This window comes from Legionella nigrisilvae, assembly GCF_977063395.2.
In genome coordinates this window covers 20,377-45,040 of sequence record NZ_CDRUGZ020000020.1, presented here as the reverse complement: position 1 = coordinate 45,040, position 24,664 = coordinate 20,377, and the positions used below count along the sequence as shown (strand labels likewise).

Sequence of the window (24,664 nt, the reverse complement as noted above, 5' to 3'; positions counted from 1 at the left end):
ATTATCATAAAAAAGCCAATCTGAGTTATTAACATTATGGAGGTTCGATTATTGTTGTTATTATTTTAAGCAAAGAGTTTAATCACGTAGGGAGCCAAAAATTAAAAATAAAAATAGTGGGAGTCAAGACTGTTTTTTTATTTTTTATTTGTATAAGATACCTATGTTTGAATTTTTTCTTTAATCCCTTTTCTGTGGATATCTTTTTACCAAATATGAATTATAAAACAGCAATGTATAAAAAAAACCTTGCTGCGTCTGAATTATATCATTTTTAAATCACTGCAACTTCATTTAAGTTATGCACATTTTCTGTGGATAAGTCTGTTTATAGACTGTCAAACTCCTTGTGGAATTAGTAATTAATCAGGTGATTCATCTTTTACCAAGCTGCCTTCCATCCAAATACAAGAGCAGTAAGCGGTTGATCATTTATATTCCACATAAGGGTTTTATTGTTATTGAGTTAAAATAGGTCAATCTCATTTTGCAGCCTTTGTCCAAATAAAAAATTGACAAGAAAAAAATTGATTATTCTCGATGACTTAGTATTAATTTTAGCCTTAAGCCTTTAAGAAAGGATTTACAGCGGATTTTTCCTTGTCTATGATATTTGTACGTAAATCAAAAAAAGAGTTATTATGTCACCACGAGGCGGAAAAAGAATAGGAGCAGGGCGTCCTAGGGGTGAGCCTACCAAAGCGGTTCGTTTAACAGTATCTCAGCTTGCTGAATTAGAGCACGTAAAGAATCGTAAGAGTTATCAATTACCCGTGTTCGCCAGTAAAATACAAGCTGGATTTCCTTCACCTGCTGATGATTATATAGAGGGATATCTCGATTTAAATACTAAATTCATTAAACATCCTTCAGCTACCTTTGTTTTGCAAGCCACCGGAGATTCGATGGTCGAGGCGGGTATTTTTTCGGGTGATTGGCTTTTAGTTGATAGAAGCATAGAACCCTCTGATGGTCGTATTGTGATTGCTGCAGTCAATGGTGAGCTAACAGTGAAGCGTCTTTCAAAAAAAGGGGGAATAGTTCAATTGCTTCCGGCAAATCCCAAATTTAAACCCATTGAAATTACCGAGGAGAATGAAATGGTGATTTGGGGGGTGGTTACCTTAGTTCTTCATGAGCTTGCCTAATATGTTTGCTCTTATCGACTGTAATAATTTTTACGCCAGTTGCGAACGTCTATTTCGTCCTGACTTAAGGGATGCTCCGATTGTGGTTCTCTCTAATAATGATGGATGTTGCATCGCGCGCTCGAATGAGGCAAAAGCCTTAGGTATTACCATGGGTGAACCTTATTTTAAAATTAAAGATTTGTGCAAAAAGCATGGAGTGAAAGCCTTTTCCTCGAATTACACGCTTTATGGAAACATCAGCCATCGAGTGATGTGTACCATTGAGGAAAGCTGGCCTCATGTGGAAATCTACTCCATTGACGAGGCATTTCTTGATTTAAGTAGCTTACCAATTGATTGTCCTACTTCTTTTTGCGAGCAATTACAAAAGAAAATTTTAAAACACACGGGAATTCCTACTTCCATCGGTATTGGACCGACTAAAACATTAGCTAAAGCGGCGAATTATTTATGTAAAAAGGTTTTTAAGATACCTGTTTTCGACATTACGTCGAATCGCGAGCAATTATTGCAGCAAATTTCAGTAGGGGATATATGGGGGGTAGGACGACAATGGGAACATAAATTAATCGCACGGGGAATACATACGGCCTATGATTTGGCAATGACCAATGCTCACCATCTGAAGAAGAGTTTTAATGTCGTTTTAATGCGAACCGCAATGGAGCTTCGAGGAATTGCCTGTGGAGGATTGGAGGAAGTCGAGCCGAAGCAAAACATCATGTCATCAAAAAGTTTTGGACAAATGCAAACACACTTTTCGGCCATTGCCGAAGCTATAAGTAGTCATTGTGCCAGAGCCGTTGAGAAAATGCGTACTCAGCAATTGGTAGCACAGCGCCTGTTTGTTTTTGTACATACCAATCGGTTTCGAGAAGATCTGGGGCAACACTTTCAATCTATAGAATTTAAGTTCATTACTCCGACCGACGATTTGCGATTAGTTACCCAAATCGCTAAGCGATGTTTGCAACGTATTTTTAAATCAGGATATTACTATAAAAAAGCAGGGGTTTGCCTTGAGGATTTGATTCCTAAAGATCCTATGCAATTGGATATGTTCCATCAGCCAACTGATGAGCAACTAAACCACACAGAACAATTGATGAGCGTATTTGAACGAATCAATCAAAAGTATGGACGAAGTACGATTCGCCTGGCAGCTGAAGGGTATTCCAAACCTTGGGATATGCGGGCCGAGCTTAAATCACCTGCTTATACCACCCGATGGTCTGAGGTGCCTCAAGTTCGTTTAGATTGAAGGGTTTTTATCATGAATGAACTAAAGAATAGAAATTGAAATGAACCCAATAAGAAAAATCATTCATATTGATATGGACTGTTTTTATGCCGCTATCGAAATGCGTGATTTTCCTGAGCTGGCCGATAAACCCATCGCGGTAGGAGGGGCGGCGGATCGAAGAGGGGTTATCGCCACGTGCAATTATGCGGCACGAGCCTATGGAGTACGCTCAGCCATGCCCACAGGAAAAGCAATGAAGTTATGTCGTAACCTAATCTTACGGCCAGTACGTATGGAAGTTTATCGGAACGAAAGTCAATATATCAGATCCTTATTTGAAGAATACACCGATCTAATTGAGCCTTTATCTTTGGATGAAGCCTATCTTGATGTGACGAACTCTCCTAACTGTAAAGGGAGCGCTACCTGGATGGCACAAGAGTTACGTGAGCGAATCTATCAGACCCGGCAACTTACCGCGAGCGCAGGAATTGCGCCCAATAAGAGCTTGGCAAAAATTGCCAGTGATTGGCATAAGCCTAATGGGCAAAAGGTGATTAAGCCAGAAGAAGTGGCTGCATTTATGATTGATTTACCCGTGCGCAAATTATTTGGGGTAGGGCCTAAAATGGAGGAAAAATTAAACTCTTTGAATATTAAAACATGTGGCGATGTACAACAGCATTCAATGGATTATTTATTTAATGAGTTTGGGATTATGGGGCAGAGACTGTATGATTTAGCGCGTGGAATAGACGAGCGTCCAGTTAATCCTGAGCGTATTCGAAAATCCATTAGTGTCGAAGAAACCTATTTGCAGGATTTACCGGATGCGGACGCATGTTTTGCTGCGTTACCGGAGTTAATGGGACGTCTGGAAGGAAGAATACAGCGTATAGGAGGAATTTCAGGCATTCATAGCTTGTTTGTTAAATTAAAATTTAATGATTTCCAGCAAACCACGGTTGAATGCATACACGATAAAATTGACTTAATTATCCTTCAGCGCCTTATCCAAGAGGGGTTCTGCAGAAAAAATATGCCCATAAGATTATTGGGTATAGGAATTAAATTGAAGCAAGAAAAGACAACGGAAATGATTCAACTGCCTTTGTTCGACTTATAATGGTTTAGGTTTATTTTAGCAATAAACGTGCATCTACAAATAAAAATCATATTCGGTTAATTTTACAATTTTTATAGCACGGATCCATTTAATGATGGCTATACTTGTTTTATAAATACCGAATTGAAAAATTGATACCAATGTTATGAGGAAATTTCATTTAGAAGAAAACAAAACACCAACCCATGCTAATTTAGCGCGTTTTTTGAAAGCGGAGGGGTGGAAGTCAAGTAAGTTTTCTGCGCTGGCGTCAGTGAATGAAGAATGGCTCCATTTTTCTCCCCTGATTAGTCAAACTTTAGAGTATAAGCACCTGCTTGCGGCTTTTTTGCAGGCAAATCATCTCGAATATTTGATGCCAGAGACCCATTATATCGATGATCAGAATTGGCCTACTGTTTTGGCTAATATCAGTAAGTCACATCCTCCTAACATTCCTTGGATATTAAAACCATCTATGTTAAATAATGGGCAACATATCCATATATTTAATGATTTAAACGCCATTGAAGCCCATTTTCTTTCTCATCAGCGCATGGGAGGCCCCCAAGTTTTGCAACGGTATATTGTTAAGCCGCAATTGATTCAGGGACCCCAATGGGGGCATAAATTTTCTATTCGAGAATTGGTGGTGGTATCTACACACGAAGGTGCAGCACTTTTTCCGAGTGGGTATGTGAATATCGCCTTAAAACCTTATCAAGAAGATAATTTCAACCAACTGGAATCTCATCTTACCAATGAACATCTTAGTGACGAACGATATAACGTAGTGCAACGTTTAAGTGATGAGATATCAATAGTCCAACCCTACAAAATGGAGATAATTTTTATCTGCCAACTGCTAGTCAATGCATTGAAAAAGCGATTTGCTCCTGTTTGGGAGGACAGACAGCCTCGAATTGCCTGCTTTGGTTTTGATTTTATGGTTGAGGCAGCAGGTAATAAGGTTTGGTTACTGGAAGTGAATCATGGACCTTGTTTCCCTGTTGATGATTCCCATCCTTTATTTAATGCATTGTATCGTCCTTTTTGGCAACAATTAATCAAACGGTTTATTGAAAGGGGACCTTCCGATTTTATTGCTTTAGACTGATCTTTTAATTCAGGGGGCGTACAAGTAATGCCCTAAAGCGCATTTTGATAAGCTAATAATAAGTCTTGTTTAAAATAATTAAAGATGGCTTTATCATTTTTAAATATTTTGGCTCTTAGAATAGCCGAAGGATGGTAGGTTGCCATGACCAAATAATCAGGTTTAGTGATTAAAGTTCCTCCGTTCTTTTTGTAAGTGAAAATGAGGATCAATCAACGATTTGGCTGAAGTTGCTCCAAGACAAAGAACTACTTTCGGTTCAATGCCTTAAATGAACTCGTTCAAAAAAGAATATGAAAAGAACTCTGAAGGGGAGTGGGTAAAATACCTCTCAAACAACTATCCTCCTATAAAGCGAATATAATCCAATTACTTTTTTTAGATTCGGCTAATTAGCAGAAAAAGTGGTGTATATTATATATATCCTAATATGGAAATTACGTTATGGACGACTATTTGATAAAAACCAAACATCTGGGGTTACGCTTACTTAGAAAAGATGATGTTAAGTATTTAAAACATATAGAAAGGGATCCCAAAGTCAAAGAATTTTTTCCAGAAGGCCTCTTAAGCGATAAAGAAATAAAGGAATATATTAACGAAACCTTAGTTCTTTATAAAGAAAAGCATTTACCTTCTTGTATTATTTTTAGGCTATCTGGTGAAAAATTTATTGGTGAAGCTTATTTTAACCAATTAGACAGCGGAGAAATAAAAGTAGGATACCTTTTGCATCAAAAATTTTGGAATAAAGGGTACGCTACCGAAATATTAAAAGCTCTTCTGAAATGGGCAAGGGATAATATTGATACGGATTATATAATTGCCTACGCTGACAGAAAAAATACTGCTTCATTCCGGGTCATGCAAAAATGTGGAATGAAATATTATAAAAAGGGACGTTATTTAGAGATGGATTGCTATTTTTACCGGATTCGTAATAAATAAAATTCTAAATTGTGTCACTACTTTGTGGGTGAGTACAAAAAAGGGTAACTACATTTTTAATTATTTTTTCGCACAGATTAAGTTGTTCTATAGTTACAAATTCATTCGGATTATGGGCTTGTTTAATATCACCAGGCCCACAGATAACGGTGGGGACATTGGCATTTTGAATGACACTCGCCTCAGTTCCATAGGAAACCTTTAATCGATCGTTTATTCCGGTTACTGCACGAACGACTTTAAGGATGGATGAGCTTTCCAAAGCTTGAAATCCGGGTGCATCAGAAGTTTCATCAAAATAAACTCTAGCCTCTGAATAAGTCTTTTTCATCTCAGGTAACAGCGTTTCATTGATATAATTTTCAATTTGGCTACGAAAATTTACAATGGGAAATTGGTTGATATAACGAACTTCAAGAATAAATTCACACGTGCCAGGAATGACATTTGTTGCAATTCCACCACTGACTATATTAATGGTTATTGTGCTGAATGGACAATCAAAATCATTATCAAATGGCCCATTTTCTTTTATATAATGGGCAATAGAGTTAATGTAATTGATTAAACGACTCCCATATTCAATTGCATTACAACCCTCAAAAGCCAGAGAAGAGTGGGCTGCTTTCCCCTGTATTTGACAATGATAAAGTTTTCTAGCTTTTCCTCCTATTATTGGGCGCATATTAGAAGGTTCACCTACAATACACCCTTCAGGTTGAATCCTATTGGTTTTTAAAAAATCAATTACATAATCTATACCCAGGCAACCTACTTCTTCGTCACAAGTAAATGAAAAGTGGATGGGTTTCACTCGTTTTAATTTCTTAAACTCAGGAGTAAGAGCAAGAATCACCGCAAGAAAACCCTTCATATCGCATGTACCACGCCCATAAATTTTATTATCTAATTTCGTCGCTACAAAAGGATCCGTATTCCATATTTGTCCACCTACAGGTACCACATCAGTATGACCCGACAAAAGAATCCCTCCTTCCGTTTGCCCATTCGTTGCAGGAATAGTTGCAAATAAATTAACTCTGGATTCAGCCGGGCCAGGAATAACTTGCGAAGGAATATGATGTAGTTTGAACCACTCATCGATTGTTTTAATAATTTCCAAATTCGAATTATTTGAAATGGAGTTAAAACTAATGAGCCGCTCTAGCCATTGTAAAGTATCCATTACTCTCCTTGTTTGTCCGATTGATAGGCACAATGAGCTATAAATTACATAATAGTCAAAGCAATTCTACATTGCAATTTATCCAGATTGGTACCAAATTGGATTATAATTAATCCATAGGAGCTTATTTTTAAGGAATTTTATGAGAAGAAATCTGCCATTTAAAAAATCTTCAGTGGCCTCAATTGGAGTTGAACTAGAACTTCAGCTTATAGACCCCTGCTCCTTTTCATTAATTTCTAGAGCTAAGGATCTGATTAGAAATATTAAAACGGAATCCTATCAAATTAGAGTAAAACCTGAAATAACCCAAAGCATGATTGAAATCAATACTTCCATTCATCAGTCCCCGCAAACTATGTTACAGGAATTATTTGAATTGCAAGCCTATTTATTAAAACAGGCTTCCAATTTGGAGATAGGGATTTGTGGTGGAGGTTGTCATCCATTTCAAACCTGGGCGATGCAAAAAATATTTCCCACATTAAGATACAAAAAAATTTCAAGAAGATATCGGTTTTTATCCAAAATGGCTACTGAATTTGGCCAGCATATTCATATAGGTTGTGGTAATTCAGAGGATGCCCTTTATCTTACGCACGCGCTTTCGCGGTATGTACCTCAACTTATTGCAATATCCGGTTCTTCACCATTTTATCAAGGCGTTAATACCCACTTTTGTTCCGCACGTTCGATAGCCTTTAATGCATTTCCATTAAGTGGGGTTATGCCTTATCTCACGGATTGGAAACAATTTTCAGATTATTATTATAAAATGCGTAATTTAGACATTATATCGAGTATGAAAGATTTTTATTGGGATATCCGCCCTAAACCTGAATTTGGTACCGTTGAAATTAGAGTTTTTGATGCCCCACTAACTATTAATAAAGCACTATTGATTGCCGCCTATATTCAGTCCTTAGCCCTTTATCTATTGGAAGAAAGACCCACTCAAGTTTGCCCTGATGTGTACAATCTTTATAACCAAAATAGGTTTGAAGCTTGCCGATATGGTTTTGAGGGCACTTTTATTAATCCGTACACCATGGAGCGCAGTTTAATTGTTGACGATATAATAAATACTGCGGAGATAATTAAAAAATATGTTGATCAACTAGGAAATACTGAGTATGTGGATCGATTACTCGATGGTGTAAGAGATAAAGTGAATGACGCCTCTTTGTTATTAGAAATATTTCATCAAGTGGGCTCCTTGCCTAAGATGGTTTCAGAGCAATGTAAAATGTGGGCTCAAAAAAATTAAATGAATATAATCAATATAAATTAGATTATAAGTTAATGTCTTGAGAAGTTATTTCAATCTCATCATTATTGGATTTTTTTGCCACCACAAGAGTATACTCAGGAACTTCAAGCCAGGTAGTCGTGTCCTCTGTCAAAGGTTCAGATGCAATAATAATGCTTTTTTTGGACTCACCTCCATTCATTTTATATCCCTCATCAAAAAAACCGTAGCTTTCTCCGTAGGTATACCACAATGAATGGTAATAAGAATGAGTAGAAGGCAATTCCGAAGGTAAAGGCCAGCCATAATCAAACACAAATCGAGTTGCAGCAATAAATTCACCATTTGTAATAAATAAATTTACAGGGGAGTTTGCTTTTATTTTTCGTCTTTGACGAACATGCTGTACTATTTTTAATGTTTCAATAACCGCAGTAATAATTTCCTCTGTTTCATAATTACTGGATTCAGGTAATTGAGATAGAAATATGGAATAAATCCATTCACTATCCGTAGTTCCATGGATATCTTCTTTATATTCAGGACGTATATATTCCAATAAATCATATCGCATTTCCTCAAAATTGCTTAATGATCCATTATGAGCAAGAACGACATTGGTGTTCGAAAAAATAAAAGGATGGACATTTTGATTAGAGACGATTTGCTCTTCATGATAAGAAACCCCGCGTAAATGTGCCAAAAGGCAATAAGGAGAAATTTTAGAAGCAAGGTTTCGTAAATTACTATCGTAAAAGGGTAATTGAGGCGTTTTATATAAGTAAGGAAATTTGGGATTGGGTGATGTAGTATCCCAAGCAGCCATGCCAAATCCAGCTAAATTAAGTAAATGAGACATGTATTTAGGATTATAGCTCTGCTCTATAAATGAATTATCGGGCTTATAAAGCAATTCTTCAATTACTATCGGTTTTCCAAGATAAGTCAATATTCTGCACATAACATTTACCTATTGTAGTTTTCAATGTGTAATCGTATGTCTAATTTATCAATCGATTTTTTTAATGATGTAAACGAAGTACAAATCAAATAAAATAGCTTATACCAAAGCTGCGGATGATTATTTTTGATTAATTGCAGGGCGGTTTCGGGTAACTTACATAAAATTGTATGTTCGCAAGTAATATATGTAAAATTAAACGAGGTATTAGTTTCAATACACCCTATGCTGGCTAGAAATGTTCCTGGGCCAATTACTGATAATTTGGCAAGCTTGCTGTTCTTGATAATACATGACTGGATGGCGCCATATAAAACTAAATAACAACAGGCGCTTTTTTCTCCTTCGCTAATTAAGGTACTATTTTTTGGAGCATCTAAAATAATAAAATGAGTACATAACAAATGAGTTTCTTCTTTGGTTAATGATTTTAATGAGGGAATATTTTGAATAAGGGCTTGATCGATTCCTTTCTCACCAAAAATAATTTTCTTGGGCTGATTTAATGAATAAATCACTCTTTCAAAAAATGACAAGCTTGTCATATCTGAATTAGCAATAAAAGAAGTCACCACATCATGTATTATTTTTAAACGATTGCATGTTTGCTGGGCAATAACAAGAAGCAGCTTATATTTTGTTTCTGGGTAATCAAGAGAAAGTAATTCAACGTATCTTTTGGAAATAATTAAATATAGTCCGGGGCTTGTAGCTATAAAAGATGTGGGACAAGGACAAGGCTCATTGAGTCCAATGGTAGTTAACAATTGGCCTCCGTGAAGAGTTTCAAGATTAGTGACTCCCCGTCCCATTATTTGGGCGCTTACCAGAATTGTTCCTTTAAGAATAACATAAATATTATTGATTATTTCTCCTTGATGCAGGAGGATTTCTCCTGATTCGAATGAAGCGATTTGACTATGCTTCATCAGAAGGTCTAATTCATATTGATCTAAAAAATCACCCAAAGTGCTAAGTAATAATTTATGTGGGCTTTCAGTTAATTGATATTCCAGTTCAACCACATTCTTATTATTCATGTAAATATCCTTTTCTAATAAGGCATTGGTTCAAATAAAGTATTTTAGTAAATTATAGACATGATGTATCTGTTTTGCTCAACGAGAGATTGCTTTAGAAAAAGAATAAATGGAAGATTAAATAATTTATTTTTTGATTTTTTGAAAGTAGAGTCTATACTTAAAATATAGGAGGTGTTGTGGAGAAGTCCATTAACATGCCTATTGCGAAAACCACCCTCGGGTGGTTTTTGTCATTCTAAAGACGATAAAAATCAATAACTTCTAAAATTAAAATTGCCGGGCTTTATCCCAAATTAATTATTTACTTTGTTTTGGGATGGATTCTTGCCTAAATATAAATGTTACTATGCTTATCGTATGTTCTAATATTGGGAGGTTGATACGTCAGACTATTCACCACCTGATACCGAGACATTCTCATTATTATGCTGCTTAGCTCAAATGACGCTTGTGTGATTAGTCTATAATTTAAACTACACACATTAATTGGAATATTCTATGTGGTCCCCGTCTCAAAAAAATCCTTCTAAGGGAGAAAATGAGCGTTATGCTAGATTCATTAGTAAACATCGCGATCTTAGAAATGTTATTGGTGGAGTACTAACCGTTGATTTAGATAGAGCCCAAAGGGAATTAGCCAAATTAGAACAGATTATTCAAATTATCGAGGAGCATAAACATCAACCTTCAGGGGATCTTAGGGAAAAATTAAAAACGGCAATGGAGTATGGAAGCCTCACAGAAAAACTTAAAAACGAAAAGCTGCGAGCGGAGGAAGCAGCGGATAAGATAACAAGACTTCCTTTATCATTGGACGAAATGAAACTGCTTTCAAGCGTTTTTGGTAGTGAAGATAATGGAATTTTATATTTATCCCCAGAAAAGTTTTTTGAAAGGTTAGAAAATCTGCAGACGAGCACCAATGAAGGGGACCAGAAAATCGTTGCCAAGTTAGAGCAAAAAGGACAAGGTGAAGCAAATAGAATAATACAGGATGTTATAAATCATATTAAAAAGGATTTAAACAGGACTAAATGGGATGAAATGAAATTCTTATTATCCGATGGTATTAAGAATGTAGCTAATTACAGCGATAAAACTCAAATTTACAATAAAACCCTTTTTATGCACAACAAGATGGATGCAGAAATCACCCAATTATCAAGCGAAAAGACATCTCAAAGCAGTCTAGGGCGACTTAGACAAAAAAAAGCAGCAATTTCTGAGTATATTCAGGAACTCGAAAGTATAAGACATGTAGAAAGTAAATATTTTACAGCTCTTACTACCACGACGGCCCGGGCTACAACTTCCTTAGAGAGTGATCTAAAAGCTATTGATAAAACTATAAAAGAGTGTAAGAAAGATATTAAGGAAGCAAAAAAGGAGAAACAATCCACAAAATTTCCTCTCTTACGTCTTAAGGAACTTGAATCCTCAAAAAAAGTGTTATCCTCCCTTGCAAAAAAAGGAAAACTGGAAAAAGCCATTGAAGAGATAGAAGACGCCTTAACATCAAGCCAAAAAGTAAAACACTTTGATGATGTGTTGGAAGAACTGGATAAAAACATTGCCGAAAAGGAAGAACAAAAAGCTTTGCTCATGTCGGATAGTCCTTTGAGTAATAAAAAAGAAGAGAGACAAACAAAATTTGAACAAAATAAACGAGAGATAGCAAAATTGATGGCATCATTGGATGCCGTTAAAGTAGAAGGTAAGATTATAACCAAAGAAGAGAAAAAAAAGTGGGAAGATATTGAGAAAAGAATAGACAAGCTCATGTATGAAAATGATCTGCTTAAATCAGATAATCCTCCAAAATCAAATGAAGAAATAATACATAACTTAAAAGATAGTATGCGAATGACATTAGCTCTAAGTGAAGGGAAGGATAAAAAAACTCAAGAAAAAGCGACTTCGTACTTTAAAAGTATAAAACAAACTATTAAGGAGATGAGGGAAGAGGATGAAAATCTTAATCCTGATCATGGCTATTCGTTAAAAAAATGAAAGGAAAGTTTTCATCTGAGAACCATCAAAAACCTAATGAGAGGAAGCAGTATTTTTTGCTTTTCATAGAAACAGGGTCTATACTAAAAATGTAACCTGCTTTTAGATTAGTCCATAAGCATGGCTACTGCGAGAACCACCTTCGGGTGGTTTTTGTCATTATAGGGAATCAGATTTTATTTTACGCCCTTTAAGCAAATAAACAAATTAGTCCAAAAAGAGCAGTGATCCCATGTCCTAAGGCAAGCCATTTAGGAATCGTTTTTCCAGTTATATCCCTATAAATAAGAATAAAACCGCCAATAGCCGCTGCGATAAAAAGGAGTAGGCTCACTAGGGGAGCGTTATAAAAAATTGAATAAATAATTAGAAGTAAAATTCCAATAAACGCCAAAGATCCATGCGTTAAAGCAAGTCCTTTAGGTGTATTTTTATTTTTTAGGATATACATTAAAAGCCATACCCCAAGTGATATCGTTATTAAAAAAATCAAAATGGTACTGATAAACATGGATTTTTCCTTAAGTTCAAATCTACTCTATTTCCACTGTTTTATTTCTAAATCGGTGGTAGCAGGACCTTCTATAACTTTTCCATCACAAGTAAAGCGACTTCCATGGCATGGACAATCCCAGGTTTGTTCTTCATTGTTCCAAGCTACAATACATTTCATATGGGGGCAAACCGCTGATAAAGCATGTAAATTATTTTCAGTATCGCGGGAAACAGCAAGTTTTTCATCATTGTATTCAATTACCTTACCTTCGCCCCTTTTTATATTTTCAGTCTTCTGAGAGAACAATGTAGGGTAATCCTCTAAATATTGGCGCAATACATTGCTATTTTCTTTCCATAAAAAGGCGGCAGAAGATAATAAGTTGTGACGGGTCGATTGGTAAATAGGCTCTAAAGGATTGGAATTTTTTAATATTAAATCGCTAATTATTATTCCTGCTAAAGTCCCATAAATTAGACCATCAGCCCAATATCCCGTAGCCATATATGTATGTTTTGAGCTTCCAGATGCTAAACCGATATAAGGGATGCTGTCGGCGGATTGAAAATGTTGGGCTGACCATTTGTATACCGTTTTAGAAACTTTGAATGTCGAATTAATGTATTTTTCTAATTTTTTATAAGAGGAAGTTTTCGAAGGATTTTGGCCTGTTTTGTGATGTTCTCCCGCCACCAGCATGATCTGTGGGCGTTTAAGAGAAACGCTATGGGTGCATATGGAATGAAAAGGGCTGTCTAAATCCCAAACATGTCCCTCCGGATATTCTTTGTTTTCCAATTCAATCCCCATAACATAGCTTCGGTAAGGAGCAGTAAACAATTGGGTAGGATTTATTCCAATGGGAGTATGGGTTGCCATAAAGACATTCTTTGCTTTAATTTTGGCTTTTTCAGTTTCGAGGACACAATGATTGTGTTCTGTCACCTTAGTTACACGTGTTTTTTCAAATATTAAACAGCCATTCTTTAATAAATCAGCAGCCATAGATAAAACATATTGCAAGGGATTAAATCGTGCCTGATCTTTCATAACGATGGCTTTGCTAAATTTAAAATCAAAAGGTAGAGTTTTGGTATACTCCACAGAAAGGTCCATTTTTTTAAGCAATTCGAATTCTTTTTCAATGGTAGCCTGTTCATTTTTAACCGTATATGCATACCAAGGACGACGAGTAAATTTACAATGAATTTTTTTGTCGCTCACTTTTTTTTCAATATACTCTATGGCAAATTTTCTTGATAAAGCTACAGATTTTGCTGTATCAAAATCAAACTTGGAAGCAATGGTTTGGTATAATGGCTGAACGGCTATATATAAATTGCCAGTAGAAAGGCTGGTGGTAATACCGCCAATTTTTTCTGCTTCTACAAGGGCTACCTTTTTACCTGCTTTGGTTAATTGCTCTGCGGCAGTTACTCCTGTAATCCCGCCTCCAATTATCGCTACGTCTACCTCTATATCTTCGGTTAATTCTGGATAATCAACTTGTCTTTTACTAATTTTTTCCCATAAAGATATACTGTCCATAGATTTTCCTAAATGTTATGTTACAAACAGCACCGGACAAGCAAAATTAAATCGATCTATTGAACATTCCCAATTCCCCTATTTTAGATTCTTCCACAATTTTTCGTTATTAAGGAAATCCTTGGGTCTTAATAAGATTTAATATAGTCCTAATTTAAAAATTTTTTAAACACGAAACTACAAGAAAGTACCTTTTTATTTAAGTATTTCCTTATTTGTGCTTCTAAATATTTTAAATTGTTTGGAATTTACAAATGTAATAATAGTGTGCTCTTCGTAATAAATTGTTTGATAATGGCTATTATTTGTACTAAATATTTGGATGGAACAAATTATTGTTCTAAACATTATAAGGAGATAATTATGAAAAATTTTGAACCCAAGAAGGGAAGTTCTCCCAGTACTGAAAAGAAACATGCCCCCTCTAAAGGTCATCATTTAAGTAATGAGGATCGCAAAAAAGGAGGGTCGCATTTAAAAGGGGGCCGTAAATAACTGTACACATTACAGGGTGTATCTTTAAACACCCTGTAATTACTTTTCAGAAATTATGGATCTATAAAAAAGATACCAATAATGAAATAGAAAGTGCAAATAAAAAGGGAAACAATGCCACATATAAAAAGTTACAGCATTGTTTTAAAAAAAGATGGTTTAATCCCCTCAGAGTCTCCCTTTTTAAAAAATCTTAACTAAACTAAGGGAATCCTTGATTTAATAAGATGTTGTTTTTGCTATTGCTTAAATAATAGGGTGACATTTCTTATTAAATATTTGTTACGTAAAAGAACTCGTCGTACCACAAGGGAATGGGTATGAAAAAAACGCTTTTCGAAAACAAAATTATAATATTAGGATTTGGTTGTATAGGCCAAGCATTATTACCTTTACTCATAGGTAAATTGGATATTCCTTCTTCTCAAATCACAATAATAACTAATGAAGATTCTGCAATTCTCATTGCAAATAAATTCTCTGTAAATGTCATTGTTCACACAATTAATAAAACCAATTATAAGAATTTGGTTGGCTCATTACTCAATTTTGAAGATTTAGTAATTGATGTTTCGATAGGGATCTCGTCATCCGCACTTATTCAATTATGTAATCAGCTTGATGCGTTATATATAAATGCCTCTATTGAAGAATGGGGAGAAAGTATTTTTGAGCTAAATAATCCTAAAACATGGACCAATTATTGGTTGAGGGAAAAAATTCTTGATTTAAGAGAAACAATAAAAAAAACAACGATACTAACTCATGGTGCTAACCCCGGCCTTGTATCTCATTTTGTCAAGCAAGCTTTATTGAATATGGCAAAAGATAATTCGCTTCACATTTCTCCTCCACAAAATAAATTAGAATGGGCTTCTCTTGCAAAAACACTCAATATCAAAAGTATTCATATTGCGGAACATGATTCTCAAGTGGCATCTTCATTTAAAAAATGGGATGAGTTTGTAAATACATGGTCCATAAAAGGATTTATTGAAGAAATAAAACAACCAGTTGAAATAGGGTGGGGAACTCATGAGCAACACCTTCCGCAGGGAGCAAAATATCAAGGAGCGAAGTCTAGTATCTATATAGAATGTCCTAGCGGTAGCATGAAAGTACGTTCATGGACTCCAAGTTTTGGAGCATACCAGGGGCATTTAATTACCCATCCTGAAAATACGTCGATTGCGAATTATTTAACCTTAGAACAGGACAAAAAAGTTATATATAGACCTACGGTTCTATATTCATATTGCCCCTGTCCTGATGCATTGCTTTCTTTGCAAGAACTTCAGGGAAATGAATGGATTCCCCAAAAAAATCATCGATTAATTGTAGAGGAAATTGAAGAAGGTATTGACGAACTTGGGGTATTATTAATGGGGAATTGTAAAGGTGCCTATTGGTATGGGTCTACCTTATCAATAGAAGAATCTCGCAAACTCGTTGCCCATAATAATGCTACGAGTTTACAGGTGGTTGCTGGATTAATCAGCGGGATTATTTGGGCGATTCAGAATCCTAACCAAGGATTACTAGAGCCCGAGGAGTTACCCTATGATCAAATTTTAAAAAATGCCTTACCTTATCTAGGTAAAGTGCAGGGATATTACACCCAATGGAATCCTTTAAAAAACAGGAATAAATTATATTACGAAGATTTAGATAATTCTGACCCATGGCAGTTTATAAATATGCAAGTTAAATCCTCTCCGAAATAGGGGATTTAAATTTCTAGAGCTATTGTTTTTCAAGACAAGTAATCTTTTTTGTTCTTACCTCTTAAACACTTCTCAGGGGCCTATATCTCCCTTGTTAATGATGAACGATTCATTATTAACTGAAATAATTGAGCTTTCCCCAGTTACATTCCAAATATTGGCATTACCCGGAGGAAAGAGCCTAAATTCATTTTTATACATTTTGCTGGAGGGAAGAGTTGGTTTCTTCCCAAATTTATCAGAAATTGGGCTCGGGGAAGTACAGATATAATACACAAGAGAAGACATAATTCTTAAGGTATTGGCATTGTTATTGTTTATATATAAATTCGGATATGAACTTTGAAGAATTTCATTGGTTGTCCATTTATTTAATGGCAAAGAAATAGAAACAAATTTATCTGAGTTTAATAAAAAACAGAGTTCATCATAGTCTTTTTCTTTATCCCACTGAAGATGAAACCAAAACCCTAGTAAAGGATTATTATTCCAATTAAGCTCAGGAGTTTCGATATAAATAGACCATTCTGGAAGCTGATAAAATTTTGTTTTATCGGCTTTTGTGCTGACATTCATTTGCGCCAGTATCTTATATAATTTTGAATCAAAGCGATAAATACCCTGAGTATAACGCCATGTACCAATGGCAGCCAAATTCATCGCCTCTCGGGTTTGTTCCAAATTAAGAGTGGAGGTATTATATTCTTGAGCTACTATCCCTTTCCATGCATTCAAAGGCAGAAAACACCATGCAGGCCATTCTTCTTTAAAGTAATTGATTGTTCGGTATTTGTTTATAAGATTCCAAGCGTTAGGAAATTGATGAGACAACATAGCTAAATGATCTTGAGGTTTCATGATTGCTATCCTTTTCACCGAAACAAAACTCTTAACATGCCAGTTTAATTTGATGAACCATATCATCTATTGAGAATTAGAGTTTAAATTCTTCCTATCAAAGTTGATTAAGTGGATCCGAATCAGAATTTTTTTCTTAAATTTAATTATAGCTCAACTTTATAATACACAAGGAACAGTGTATGACCCATTTATGAATATAGCTTAATCAGATGTTGATTGATGAGTTGAAAAAATAATACCAACAAATTACAAGACTTATGCAAAGTCTGTCATTCAAACTTTTCTATAGCTTATTAATTAAGGAATTGTCGGGTCAGGGCCTGACCTACGCTAATATTGGATTTATTTACTGTGAAACTTGGTCTATTTCTCAATATTCTGAGTTTTGTGGTCCTATATTAAAACCCTCGATGATCTCTGCGAGCTCCTTATGCTTTAACGCAAATTCCAATACCTCTTCAAAAGTTGAGTTATTAGTTTTAAAGACTTCCATTAGTTTTAATAGGTTAGGACTATTTTTTTCTGCATCCTCATTAAAATTATTTTTTTCCCAATCGATTATATAAGCTTTAAGGTCTTGTAAACCCAGATAAATTTCTTTTGGATCCGATAAATCAATATTTTTAATACTTATTAATAGATTTTGAATTAATTTCCCTGTGCTATGACTAGGATTTTTTAACAATTCGTGATCCAGTAATTTTGTAAGAATTTCTACGTTAGATTGTCTATTGTTTAGTTCAATTTTAATAATTTTTAATTCAGATTTAATTGGAACAACAGGCGCTGCATTCCCATCATCAGTATTTCCTTCATCCTCCACAACAGCTACAACTCTACCTTTACTATCAAATCTCGCCCGATTAACCAATGCTTCATCCCAGTCATCAGTATTTCCTTCATCCTCCACATCAGCTATAAGCCTACCCTCACTATCAGCTCTCACCCGATTAACAGGTGCTGCCTCCCAGTCATCAGTATTTCCTTCATCCCCCTCATCAGCTATAAGCCTACCCTCACTATCAGCTCTCACCCGATTAACAGGTGCTGCCTCCCAGTCATCAGTATTTCCTTCATCCTCCACATCAGCTACAACTCTACCTTCACTATTAAACCTCGCCCGATTAACCAATGCGTCATACCAGTCATCAATATTTCCTTCATCATCCACATCAGCTATAAGCCTACCCTCACTATCAGCTCTCACCCGATTAACAGGTGCTGCCTCCCAGTCATCAGTATTTCCTTCATCCTCCACATCACCTACAACTCTATCTTCACTATCAAATCTCGCCCGATTAACCAATGCTTCATACCAGTCATCAATATTTCCTTCATCCTCTTCAACAGCTATAAGCCTACCTTCACTATCAACTCTCACCTTATTAACAGGTGCTGCCTCCCAGTCATCATTGTCAAAGTAGCTACCCGAAGGAATTGGCTTAGAATCCACTCCATAATCATAGCTATTAATTTCACTTAGAGATTTTCCAGATAAACCTGCATAACTCGCGGGCGCTTCTGTTACTTTTATCCCATGATTATCTTTTTTATTCATTTGATTATCAATTTGCCTTTTTTTCGCGTCTATCACACTCCCAGGTTTTTTGTTTACTGACATATCAGAGGCATATTCTACATATTCATAGCCTGTACCAGGTATATTTACCCAATGAGTCCATGCTATTTTGCCTGCGTACTTAACTAATGCGAAGATTGGAGTTTGTAACCTGGCAATTTTAAATCTCATGATAGAAATTAAATAAAATAGTTATAATTTAATTATAGACCAGGCTCGCCAGTGTCTAAAGGCAGTGACAGTTTCTAGTTTGTGGGTACCAATTATCATTAAGTTGCCTCCTAAAATCATAGAGGCTATAGGCTAAACAACAGACATATCTTTAGCCACACACGCTTTCCGAAACTCAGGATTTTTTTATTGTATTGACTAAACCTAGATCCCAATTTATTTTTAATTCTGCAAAATAAAGAAATGGAATTTTATTCCATATTCAAGGAAATAATCATGAAGAACTTAAGATTATGGTTTCAAAAATTTTCATCGTTTATTAGCGAAATATCCGGAACTTTCGGAGCTTTTATTACTGCTATTCTGCTTATAATGATTTGGATAACTACGGGTCCTATTTTTAAATTTTCAGATACATGGCAGCTCGTGATCAACACAGGGACAACTATTATTACCTTTTTAATGGTTTTTTTAATTCAGCATACGCAAAATCGTGATAATAAAATTATAAATTTAAAGTTGGATGAGTTAATTAAATCTCATCCCCCAGCCGATAATAAGACCCTTGATTTAGAAAAATTGAGTGATGAACAGCTGAAATTTCTAGAAAAAAAATATAAAAAAATATGTGAAGAAATTTTACATAAATAATCTTCGAGTCCCTCCGAAGGTACTAGTGCATCACACAATTGGATGACCATTTCTTTATTCTTATGGCGCTTATTAAGAAGACGCTCCATGTTTTAACCAGAATGGCGTTGGCTGTTATAAAAGAGCGCTATTTTATGAGCGCTGTTTCGCGCCAATATCTGTAGTGTACATGCGGTGCGTTTTTATCAGGGTTTTTCCTGTTGTGGCGAATTGTATCTACAATGTGAATTAAAGAACCATTGGCCGCTAGCTCTTCTAAAGCTGGGAATACCAATACGCACAATTGGATAGTTCTTCCATAAGTTGCCATTGGGTGGATGCCGGGATTGACGGAGTAAAGCCTGCTACCACAGTGATGTGGGCATAATTGACCAGCACTCAGAGACTCTAATGGAATAGAGTGTTCGGTTGCATTGATGTAGGCCGTATGCGGAAGGCGTCCATGTCTTTGGCTTCTTTGGGTTCATGGCTCTCATCATTTGAAGGGCTGGTTTCGGATTCCTCTGCAGCAGTGTTATTCTGTTCTGCTTTTGGAGATTTGTCTTGTTGTTTAGTGGTCCTATCTCCGCTGCCAAAGATAAGCCGATTTAAATTGGATAGAGTGATTTGATGTTCGACCAATGCGCGCGGATCCAAGAGGCCAGGTAAATACACCCAATGATAAAAGTTTTTGTTCCCACAGATAGGTTTAATGAGTGCACCAATCCAACGATCTGCTCAACTTCTTCCTGTGATTTTTCAATGACTCTTTTGCTTACGTCATTTAGCAACACTGCTCTTCTTAAGGGCAGCAAGATTAGCTAGCAGTCCTAATAAAATCAATAGGTTGGGATGAAATAATGAATCAATGCTTTTGCTGCAAAGTCACGATTACCTATGTCTGAAAACACATAAATTGTTTATAGTGTTTTTTAATAATTGAGTAACTTCATATACTTCTAAAGGCAAACTATAGAAAAAACCTTGTGCTTCATCACAATTGAGTTTTTTTAAAAAAGCAACTTTATCACTGGTATCAACTCCTTCAGCGATAACACGTAGCTTTAAACCGTGAGCCATAGCAATAATTGCTTCAACAATGGAAGCATCATTAGAACTATGAGTGCACTCTTGAACAAAAGATTGGTCAATTTTAAGTTTACTAACGGGAAATGTTTTTAAATAGCTTAAGCTTGAATAGCCTGTGCCAAAATCATCAATGGCCATCTTTATACCCATCCTTGAGAGGCTAAGTAATGTATTATTCAATTCGGGTGACTTTTTTATCAAAGCACTTTCGGTAAATTCAATCTCTAAATACTGAGGAGAAAGCCCCGTTTCTTCTAAAATAGCCTCAATCCTCCTTACAAAGTTATCTTTTTTCAATTGTCGAGAAGAGACATTTACCGTTATAAAAATGGGTGGTAAGCCCAAATCTTGCCACACTTTATTTTGTCTACATGCAGTTCTAAATACCCACTCACCTAACTGGCAGATTAATCCATTATCTTCTGCAATAGGGATAAAATCATGAGGGGGAATAAGGCCTAACTCCGGATGCTGCCAACGAAGTAGCGCTTCAACACCCATAAGAGCGCCTGAATTTAAATTATAGATCGGTTGATAAAGAATAAAAAACTCATTATTCTCCATAGCCTTATGTATTTGGGTCTGAATTTCAAGACGTTTCAAAGACTGTTCGTTAATAAAATTATTGTAAAATTGAAAATTATTACGGCCTTCTTTTTTAGCAAGATACATAGCCATATCTGCATTTTTTAACAGAGAAGTTGTGTCAGCCCCATCTTTGGGGTAAGTACTAATTCCTATACTGGTTGTGACTATCACCTCGTGCGCAGACAATTTGATAGGTTGTACAACTTGATTTAATATTTTTTGAGCAATAAGGGTAATATCTTTGAAAGTAGGTGCCATAAAAACTAGCACAAACTCATCACCACCAAAGCGAGCCACAGTATCACTCTCTCGAATACACTCCTTTAAACGTTTTGCAACGACTTTTAATAAGCTATCTCCCGAATCATGACCTAAGTTATCATTAACTAGTTTAAAGTCATCAACATCTAAGAAGAATACAGCTAAAATCTGGTTTAACCGAGCAGCATAAGTGATGGCTTGCTCAATCCGAGCATATAATGAAGTGCGGTTAGGTAGTCCTGTCAAGGCATCGTGATTAGCTTGATAGGCTAATTTGTTTCGTATGGTTATATCTCTAAAGCTCCAAACTCGACCTATTATCTTGCCTTCTAGCCAATGAGGCTTGGAATACCGTTCATAAATTTTACCGTCCTTAAAATGTAATACATCAAAACTTTCTAATTCAGGCTTTTCATAAAGATATTTTATTTTTTCTATAAATTCAGTGGCATTGTTAAGCTGATTTGACACATAGTTAATCGCCTCCTCATCATTATGAGTTGCAATGAATTGTATTGATATATTCCACATATCAAGGAATTTCTGATTATAATATTCGATAGCTCCCAAGCTATCGACAACTAAAATGCCATCTGCTGTTGATTCGAGCGTTGACTTAGTAAGTGCTAATAGTTTTTCAAGCTCATTAGTTCGCTTAGCAACTGTCTTTTCTAATACTGCTTTGATAGAGCTTAGGTCAATAATTGTAAATCGATACATAAGAGTGGATTTAAGTAATTGATTGGAGAAAGAGGAAACAACTACCATTACTCCGAGGTAAATAATGCCGCAAAATCCTAATATAAGATATAATTGCCCCTGCAAAAACATCCATATAATAAAAGGGACAAAAGCAGGAATAAGAAATAGAAGATATGTGGTTAATACAGGCGAATAAAGCAAATTTGCAGCCGCCGTAACACCAATAATTAAAAATACGACAAATATTTGATGCAAAGCATCACTGCTTGGTATCAAAATAGAACTTGCAAACCCCCACGACAAACCTGAAAATAAAACACCTACATTAAATAAAATTAGAAAGTCTTGATTTCTAAGAAGATTATTTTTTTTTTTATAAAGATAAAATAATCCTATTTTTAAAAAATCAGAGAAAATATAAGTGGATGTAAGCCATGCGATTAATAAGGTGGAATTAGTCACTTCACTTAATCCAAAATATAAAAAAGCGGCTGCTATTAATTCTGCTATTATCGCAAAAGGTGACAGATTATAAAGCAAGTTTATCTGCTCAGGTTTGATTTGCTTAATTAAACGAGCGGCATCTTTTGTAGCATTATATTGAAAAAAACTAATCATAAATTGGACTTTTTCCATGTATCCTCAATTATTAAGATTATTATAGACTATAATTTTAACGCACTGCGCAAGTGTGTGTCTTGACGGCTGTGAGCAGTCCATGGGTAGGTGTTGTATGTTAGCTCTTTCAGGAGCTTGCATTGGGTAAAGAGCTTATCTTCAAATTACACTCTTTATGGGGATATCAGTCATCGAGTAATGTGCACCAAGTAACTTCTGCTTATAATGATTTGGATAATTACAGGTCCTATTTTTAAATTTTCAGATACATGGCAGCTCGTGATCAACATAGGGACAACTATTATTACCTTTTTAATGGTTTTTTTAATTCAGCATACGCAAAATCGTGATAATAAAATTATAAATTTAAAGTTAGATGAATTAATTAAATCTCATCCCCCAATAAGACCCTTGATTTAGAAAAATTGAGTGATGAACAACTGAAATTTTTAGAAAAAAATATAAAAAAATATGTGAAGAAATTTTACATAAATATCTTCGAGTTCATGTCGAACGTACATAAGTTAAAAAAAGATTTTCAACTTATAAAGTTCTTATTGGGACTTCTTGGTAGAATTTATTTTTTTATTATTGTTTAAGTGCTCTATAAGAGCTTTATTAAACTCGGGGATATCATCAGGCTTTCTACTTGTAATTAAATTACCGTCTTTAACTACCGCTTCATCGACCCATATTCCACCTGCATTAATTAAATCAATTTTCACCGATGGCCAGGAGGTAAGGCGTTTGTATTTTACTGCCATAGCATTAATCAGAAGCCAGGGTCCGTGACAAATAGCAGCAATGGTTTTTTGTTGAAGATTAATTTTTTTGGTAAATTCTACAGCCTCCGGCAAGGTACGTAATGTATCTGGATTCATCACACCTCCAGGTAGTACTAATGCATCGAAATCATTGGGATTAGCATTTTCTAAGAGGATATCTACTTCAAAAGTATCCCCTTTATCCGAATGATTCCAGCCTTGAACTCTTGATTTGTTTGAAATGAGAAAGGTTTGTGCTCCTTGAGCTTGTAATGCGTTTCTAGGTTCTACCATTTCCACTTGTTCAAAACCATCGGTCAACAAAATAGCAACTTTAAGTCCATTAAGTGAGTTCATGATAATTTATCCTTAAAGTCATTTAATAAAGAAATAGTATACTGTTTTATATTTGTAATTTAAGGTAAACATTAGCAAATCTTTTCGTTGCAAAGTTAAAATCCAAGTCTCTATCTCTTGGGCTTAGCCTTTTGGGGACTTATTTTTTTAGCATTTTTATGATCATTAACTTTTTTGCAAATATCTTCAGATGCTTCTTTTGTAACATCACAGATATTTTTAATATGTGTAACTTCGGGATGATCCTTCTGTTCATTTTTTTTCATTTAATACTCCCTGTTCTATTATATTTTAATATTAGTAAATAATCGGGAAAGTTAAAGTGCTTTAATATGGCTCTTACAAATTAATTTTTCTTTCGCTAAACCTTAAATCAATCGCACTATTCATTTTTTTAATGTTCTTTGTGGTGAAATATTCGATGAAGTGAAGCTCACATATCAAATAATCTTAATTGGGAATTCGGCTATAATTTAATAATTCTAGTTGAATTTGAGCGCAATAAAGTGATTCATAGATACCAGGAGGGAAAGAAAATGCATAGAGAGCATCATGTTGTTCCTAATTCTCAGGGAGGTTGGGATATCAGCTTAACGCATAGTTCAAACAAGCTACACTTTAATACTAAAGAAGAGGCTGTGAATAGAGCTCGCGAGCTGAGTATTAAAGAACACACTGAGCTTGTGATTCATGATAAACATGGAAAGATAGAAGCCAAGGATAGCCACGGTCACGATCCAAGAAATATTGAAGGATAAAATCAGCTAT

At 35.3% G+C, this 24,664-nt stretch carries 23 protein-coding genes; 12 read left to right on the top strand and 11 right to left on the bottom strand.

The features are described 5' to 3' along the window. Nucleotides 1-641 precede the first annotated feature (641 nt). The 5 genes from ACWTE2_RS08950 to ACWTE2_RS08930 all read left to right on the top strand — a co-directional run bounded on the left by ACWTE2_RS08950 (nt 642) and on the right by ACWTE2_RS08930 (nt 5,564). Nucleotides 642-1,148: a LexA family protein gene (locus tag ACWTE2_RS08950; protein ID WP_454785070.1), complete on the top strand. Its 507-nt coding sequence runs from the start codon at nt 642-644 to the stop codon at nt 1,146-1,148. Continuing rightward, nucleotides 1,135-2,412, top strand: a complete 1,278-nt coding sequence (locus tag ACWTE2_RS08945) for a Y-family DNA polymerase (RefSeq protein ID WP_454785069.1) — start codon at nt 1,135-1,137, stop codon at nt 2,410-2,412. The genes ACWTE2_RS08950 and ACWTE2_RS08945 overlap by 14 nt, the downstream gene beginning before the upstream one ends. Nucleotides 2,413-2,452: 40 nt before the next feature. Next, nucleotides 2,453-3,520 (top strand): DNA polymerase IV, encoded by a 1,068-nt coding sequence (dinB, locus tag ACWTE2_RS08940; RefSeq protein WP_454785068.1) that lies wholly within the window; start codon nt 2,453-2,455, stop codon nt 3,518-3,520. Nucleotides 3,521-3,665: 145 nt separating this feature from the next. After that, nucleotides 3,666-4,616, top strand: a complete 951-nt coding sequence (locus ACWTE2_RS08935) for an ATP-grasp domain-containing protein (protein ID WP_182393091.1) — start codon at nt 3,666-3,668, stop codon at nt 4,614-4,616. 456 nt (nt 4,617-5,072) lie between these two features. Then, on the top strand, nt 5,073-5,564 hold the full coding sequence (locus ACWTE2_RS08930; protein ID WP_454785067.1) for a GNAT family N-acetyltransferase: 492 nt from the start codon (nt 5,073-5,075) through the stop codon (nt 5,562-5,564). 4 nt (nt 5,565-5,568) lie between these two features. Here the strand turns inward: ACWTE2_RS08930 and argE are convergent, their stop codons facing one another. Further along, the gene (gene argE, locus ACWTE2_RS08925; RefSeq protein ID WP_454785066.1) at nt 5,569-6,750 is read right to left on the bottom strand and encodes an acetylornithine deacetylase; all 1,182 of its coding nucleotides are present in this window, start codon (nt 6,748-6,750) and stop codon (nt 5,569-5,571) included. Between the two features lie 142 nt (nt 6,751-6,892). Here argE and ACWTE2_RS08920 point away from each other — a divergent pair, with 142 nt between their 5' ends. Beyond that, the gene (locus ACWTE2_RS08920; RefSeq protein ID WP_454785065.1) at nt 6,893-8,017 is read left to right on the top strand and encodes a YbdK family carboxylate-amine ligase; all 1,125 of its coding nucleotides are present in this window, start codon (nt 6,893-6,895) and stop codon (nt 8,015-8,017) included. Between the two features lie 25 nt (nt 8,018-8,042). Here the strand turns inward: ACWTE2_RS08920 and ACWTE2_RS08915 are convergent, their stop codons facing one another. Further along, nucleotides 8,043-8,960 (bottom strand): class II glutamine amidotransferase, encoded by a 918-nt coding sequence (locus ACWTE2_RS08915; RefSeq protein WP_454785064.1) that lies wholly within the window; start codon nt 8,958-8,960, stop codon nt 8,043-8,045. 5 nt (nt 8,961-8,965) lie between these two features. Then, a complete protein-coding gene (locus ACWTE2_RS08910) occupies nt 8,966-10,000 on the bottom strand; it encodes a cyclic nucleotide-binding domain-containing protein (protein WP_454785063.1) in 1,035 nt (344 codons plus the stop codon). 501 nt (nt 10,001-10,501) lie between these two features. Between ACWTE2_RS08910 and ACWTE2_RS08905 the strand changes: the two genes are divergently transcribed. Continuing rightward, the gene (locus tag ACWTE2_RS08905) at nt 10,502-12,013 is read left to right on the top strand and encodes a hypothetical protein (RefSeq protein WP_454785062.1); all 1,512 of its coding nucleotides are present in this window, start codon (nt 10,502-10,504) and stop codon (nt 12,011-12,013) included. A 190-nt stretch (nt 12,014-12,203) separates the two neighbouring features. Here the strand turns inward: ACWTE2_RS08905 and ACWTE2_RS08900 are convergent, their stop codons facing one another. Both ACWTE2_RS08900 and ACWTE2_RS08895 read right to left on the bottom strand, forming a co-directional pair. Beyond that, nucleotides 12,204-12,524 (bottom strand): hypothetical protein, encoded by a 321-nt coding sequence (locus ACWTE2_RS08900; protein WP_454785061.1) that lies wholly within the window; start codon nt 12,522-12,524, stop codon nt 12,204-12,206. Between the two features lie 27 nt (nt 12,525-12,551). Beyond that, nucleotides 12,552-14,057: an FAD-dependent oxidoreductase gene (locus ACWTE2_RS08895; protein ID WP_454785060.1), complete on the bottom strand. Its 1,506-nt coding sequence runs from the start codon at nt 14,055-14,057 to the stop codon at nt 12,552-12,554. Nucleotides 14,058-14,420: 363 nt separating this feature from the next. Here ACWTE2_RS08895 and ACWTE2_RS08890 point away from each other — a divergent pair, with 363 nt between their 5' ends. Together ACWTE2_RS08890 and ACWTE2_RS08885 are read left to right on the top strand one after the other, a co-directional pair. Then, nucleotides 14,421-14,552 (top strand): hypothetical protein, encoded by a 132-nt coding sequence (locus ACWTE2_RS08890; RefSeq protein WP_255464367.1) that lies wholly within the window; start codon nt 14,421-14,423, stop codon nt 14,550-14,552. 320 nt (nt 14,553-14,872) lie between these two features. After that, on the top strand, nt 14,873-16,276 hold the full coding sequence (locus tag ACWTE2_RS08885) for a saccharopine dehydrogenase C-terminal domain-containing protein (protein WP_454785059.1): 1,404 nt from the start codon (nt 14,873-14,875) through the stop codon (nt 16,274-16,276). Between the two features lie 72 nt (nt 16,277-16,348). Here the strand turns inward: ACWTE2_RS08885 and ACWTE2_RS08880 are convergent, their stop codons facing one another. Beyond that, nucleotides 16,349-17,134, bottom strand: a complete 786-nt coding sequence (locus ACWTE2_RS08880) for an AcrVA2 family anti-CRISPR protein (RefSeq protein WP_454785058.1) — start codon at nt 17,132-17,134, stop codon at nt 16,349-16,351. A gap of 373 nt (nt 17,135-17,507) precedes the next feature. Next, nucleotides 17,508-18,887: a hypothetical protein gene (locus tag ACWTE2_RS08875; RefSeq protein ID WP_454785057.1), complete on the bottom strand. Its 1,380-nt coding sequence runs from the start codon at nt 18,885-18,887 to the stop codon at nt 17,508-17,510. 276 nt (nt 18,888-19,163) lie between these two features. Here ACWTE2_RS08875 and ACWTE2_RS08870 point away from each other — a divergent pair, with 276 nt between their 5' ends. Further along, entirely contained in the window at nt 19,164-19,538 is a 375-nt protein-coding gene (locus ACWTE2_RS08870; RefSeq protein ID WP_182393105.1) for a low affinity iron permease family protein, read from the top strand. A 387-nt stretch (nt 19,539-19,925) separates the two neighbouring features. Here the strand turns inward: ACWTE2_RS08870 and ACWTE2_RS08865 are convergent, their stop codons facing one another. Both ACWTE2_RS08865 and ACWTE2_RS08860 read right to left on the bottom strand, forming a co-directional pair. Continuing rightward, complete coding sequence (locus ACWTE2_RS08865) at nt 19,926-20,159, bottom strand: hypothetical protein (protein ID WP_454785056.1); 234 nt, start codon at nt 20,157-20,159, stop codon at nt 19,926-19,928. A gap of 249 nt (nt 20,160-20,408) precedes the next feature. Then, on the bottom strand, nt 20,409-22,793 hold the full coding sequence (locus tag ACWTE2_RS08860; protein WP_454785055.1) for a putative bifunctional diguanylate cyclase/phosphodiesterase: 2,385 nt from the start codon (nt 22,791-22,793) through the stop codon (nt 20,409-20,411). 207 nt (nt 22,794-23,000) lie between these two features. Here ACWTE2_RS08860 and ACWTE2_RS08855 point away from each other — a divergent pair, with 207 nt between their 5' ends. Then, a complete protein-coding gene (locus ACWTE2_RS08855) occupies nt 23,001-23,195 on the top strand; it encodes a low affinity iron permease family protein (RefSeq protein ID WP_454785054.1) in 195 nt (64 codons plus the stop codon). 134 nt (nt 23,196-23,329) lie between these two features. On the opposite strand, the gene ACWTE2_RS08850 is transcribed toward ACWTE2_RS08855, so the two are convergent. Together ACWTE2_RS08850 and ACWTE2_RS08845 are read right to left on the bottom strand one after the other, a co-directional pair. Then, complete coding sequence (locus ACWTE2_RS08850; RefSeq protein ID WP_454785053.1) at nt 23,330-23,896, bottom strand: type 1 glutamine amidotransferase domain-containing protein; 567 nt, start codon at nt 23,894-23,896, stop codon at nt 23,330-23,332. A 110-nt stretch (nt 23,897-24,006) separates the two neighbouring features. Further along, nucleotides 24,007-24,162, bottom strand: coding sequence for a hypothetical protein (locus ACWTE2_RS08845; RefSeq protein ID WP_454785052.1), 156 nt, complete (start codon nt 24,160-24,162; stop codon nt 24,007-24,009). A 270-nt stretch (nt 24,163-24,432) separates the two neighbouring features. Here ACWTE2_RS08845 and ACWTE2_RS08840 point away from each other — a divergent pair, with 270 nt between their 5' ends. After that, the gene (locus ACWTE2_RS08840) at nt 24,433-24,654 is read left to right on the top strand and encodes a DUF2188 domain-containing protein (protein ID WP_454785051.1); all 222 of its coding nucleotides are present in this window, start codon (nt 24,433-24,435) and stop codon (nt 24,652-24,654) included. Nucleotides 24,655-24,664 lie beyond the last annotated feature (10 nt).

What these genes read in the sequence shown, in the direction of transcription:
- ACWTE2_RS08885 (WP_454785059.1), top strand. Translation starts at nt 14,873, where the DNA reads ATGAAAAAAACGCTTTTCGAAAACAAAATTATAATATTAGGATTTGGT.
- ACWTE2_RS08860 (WP_454785055.1), bottom strand. Translation starts at nt 22,793, where the DNA reads ATGGAAAAAGTCCAATTTATGATTAGTTTTTTTCAATATAATGCTACA.
- ACWTE2_RS08850 (WP_454785053.1), bottom strand. Translation starts at nt 23,896, where the DNA reads ATGAACTCACTTAATGGACTTAAAGTTGCTATTTTGTTGACCGATGGT.
- ACWTE2_RS08890 (WP_255464367.1), top strand. Translation starts at nt 14,421, where the DNA reads ATGAAAAATTTTGAACCCAAGAAGGGAAGTTCTCCCAGTACTGAAAAG.
- ACWTE2_RS08900 (WP_454785061.1), bottom strand. Translation starts at nt 12,524, where the DNA reads ATGTTTATCAGTACCATTTTGATTTTTTTAATAACGATATCACTTGGG.
- ACWTE2_RS08905 (WP_454785062.1), top strand. Translation starts at nt 10,502, where the DNA reads ATGTGGTCCCCGTCTCAAAAAAATCCTTCTAAGGGAGAAAATGAGCGT.
- argE (WP_454785066.1), bottom strand. Translation starts at nt 6,750, where the DNA reads ATGGATACTTTACAATGGCTAGAGCGGCTCATTAGTTTTAACTCCATT.
- ACWTE2_RS08855 (WP_454785054.1), top strand. Translation starts at nt 23,001, where the DNA reads ATGATTTGGATAATTACAGGTCCTATTTTTAAATTTTCAGATACATGG.
- ACWTE2_RS08910 (WP_454785063.1), bottom strand. Translation starts at nt 10,000, where the DNA reads ATGAATAATAAGAATGTGGTTGAACTGGAATATCAATTAACTGAAAGC.
- ACWTE2_RS08945 (WP_454785069.1), top strand. Translation starts at nt 1,135, where the DNA reads ATGAGCTTGCCTAATATGTTTGCTCTTATCGACTGTAATAATTTTTAC.
- ACWTE2_RS08895 (WP_454785060.1), bottom strand. Translation starts at nt 14,057, where the DNA reads ATGGACAGTATATCTTTATGGGAAAAAATTAGTAAAAGACAAGTTGAT.
- ACWTE2_RS08935 (WP_182393091.1), top strand. Translation starts at nt 3,666, where the DNA reads ATGAGGAAATTTCATTTAGAAGAAAACAAAACACCAACCCATGCTAAT.
- ACWTE2_RS08880 (WP_454785058.1), bottom strand. Translation starts at nt 17,134, where the DNA reads ATGAAACCTCAAGATCATTTAGCTATGTTGTCTCATCAATTTCCTAAC.
- ACWTE2_RS08870 (WP_182393105.1), top strand. Translation starts at nt 19,164, where the DNA reads ATGAAGAACTTAAGATTATGGTTTCAAAAATTTTCATCGTTTATTAGC.
- ACWTE2_RS08920 (WP_454785065.1), top strand. Translation starts at nt 6,893, where the DNA reads ATGAGAAGAAATCTGCCATTTAAAAAATCTTCAGTGGCCTCAATTGGA.
- ACWTE2_RS08915 (WP_454785064.1), bottom strand. Translation starts at nt 8,960, where the DNA reads ATGTGCAGAATATTGACTTATCTTGGAAAACCGATAGTAATTGAAGAA.
- ACWTE2_RS08875 (WP_454785057.1), bottom strand. Translation starts at nt 18,887, where the DNA reads ATGAGATTTAAAATTGCCAGGTTACAAACTCCAATCTTCGCATTAGTT.
- ACWTE2_RS08840 (WP_454785051.1), top strand. Translation starts at nt 24,433, where the DNA reads ATGCATAGAGAGCATCATGTTGTTCCTAATTCTCAGGGAGGTTGGGAT.
- dinB (WP_454785068.1), top strand. Translation starts at nt 2,453, where the DNA reads ATGAACCCAATAAGAAAAATCATTCATATTGATATGGACTGTTTTTAT.
- ACWTE2_RS08845 (WP_454785052.1), bottom strand. Translation starts at nt 24,162, where the DNA reads ATGAAAAAAAATGAACAGAAGGATCATCCCGAAGTTACACATATTAAA.
- ACWTE2_RS08950 (WP_454785070.1), top strand. Translation starts at nt 642, where the DNA reads ATGTCACCACGAGGCGGAAAAAGAATAGGAGCAGGGCGTCCTAGGGGT.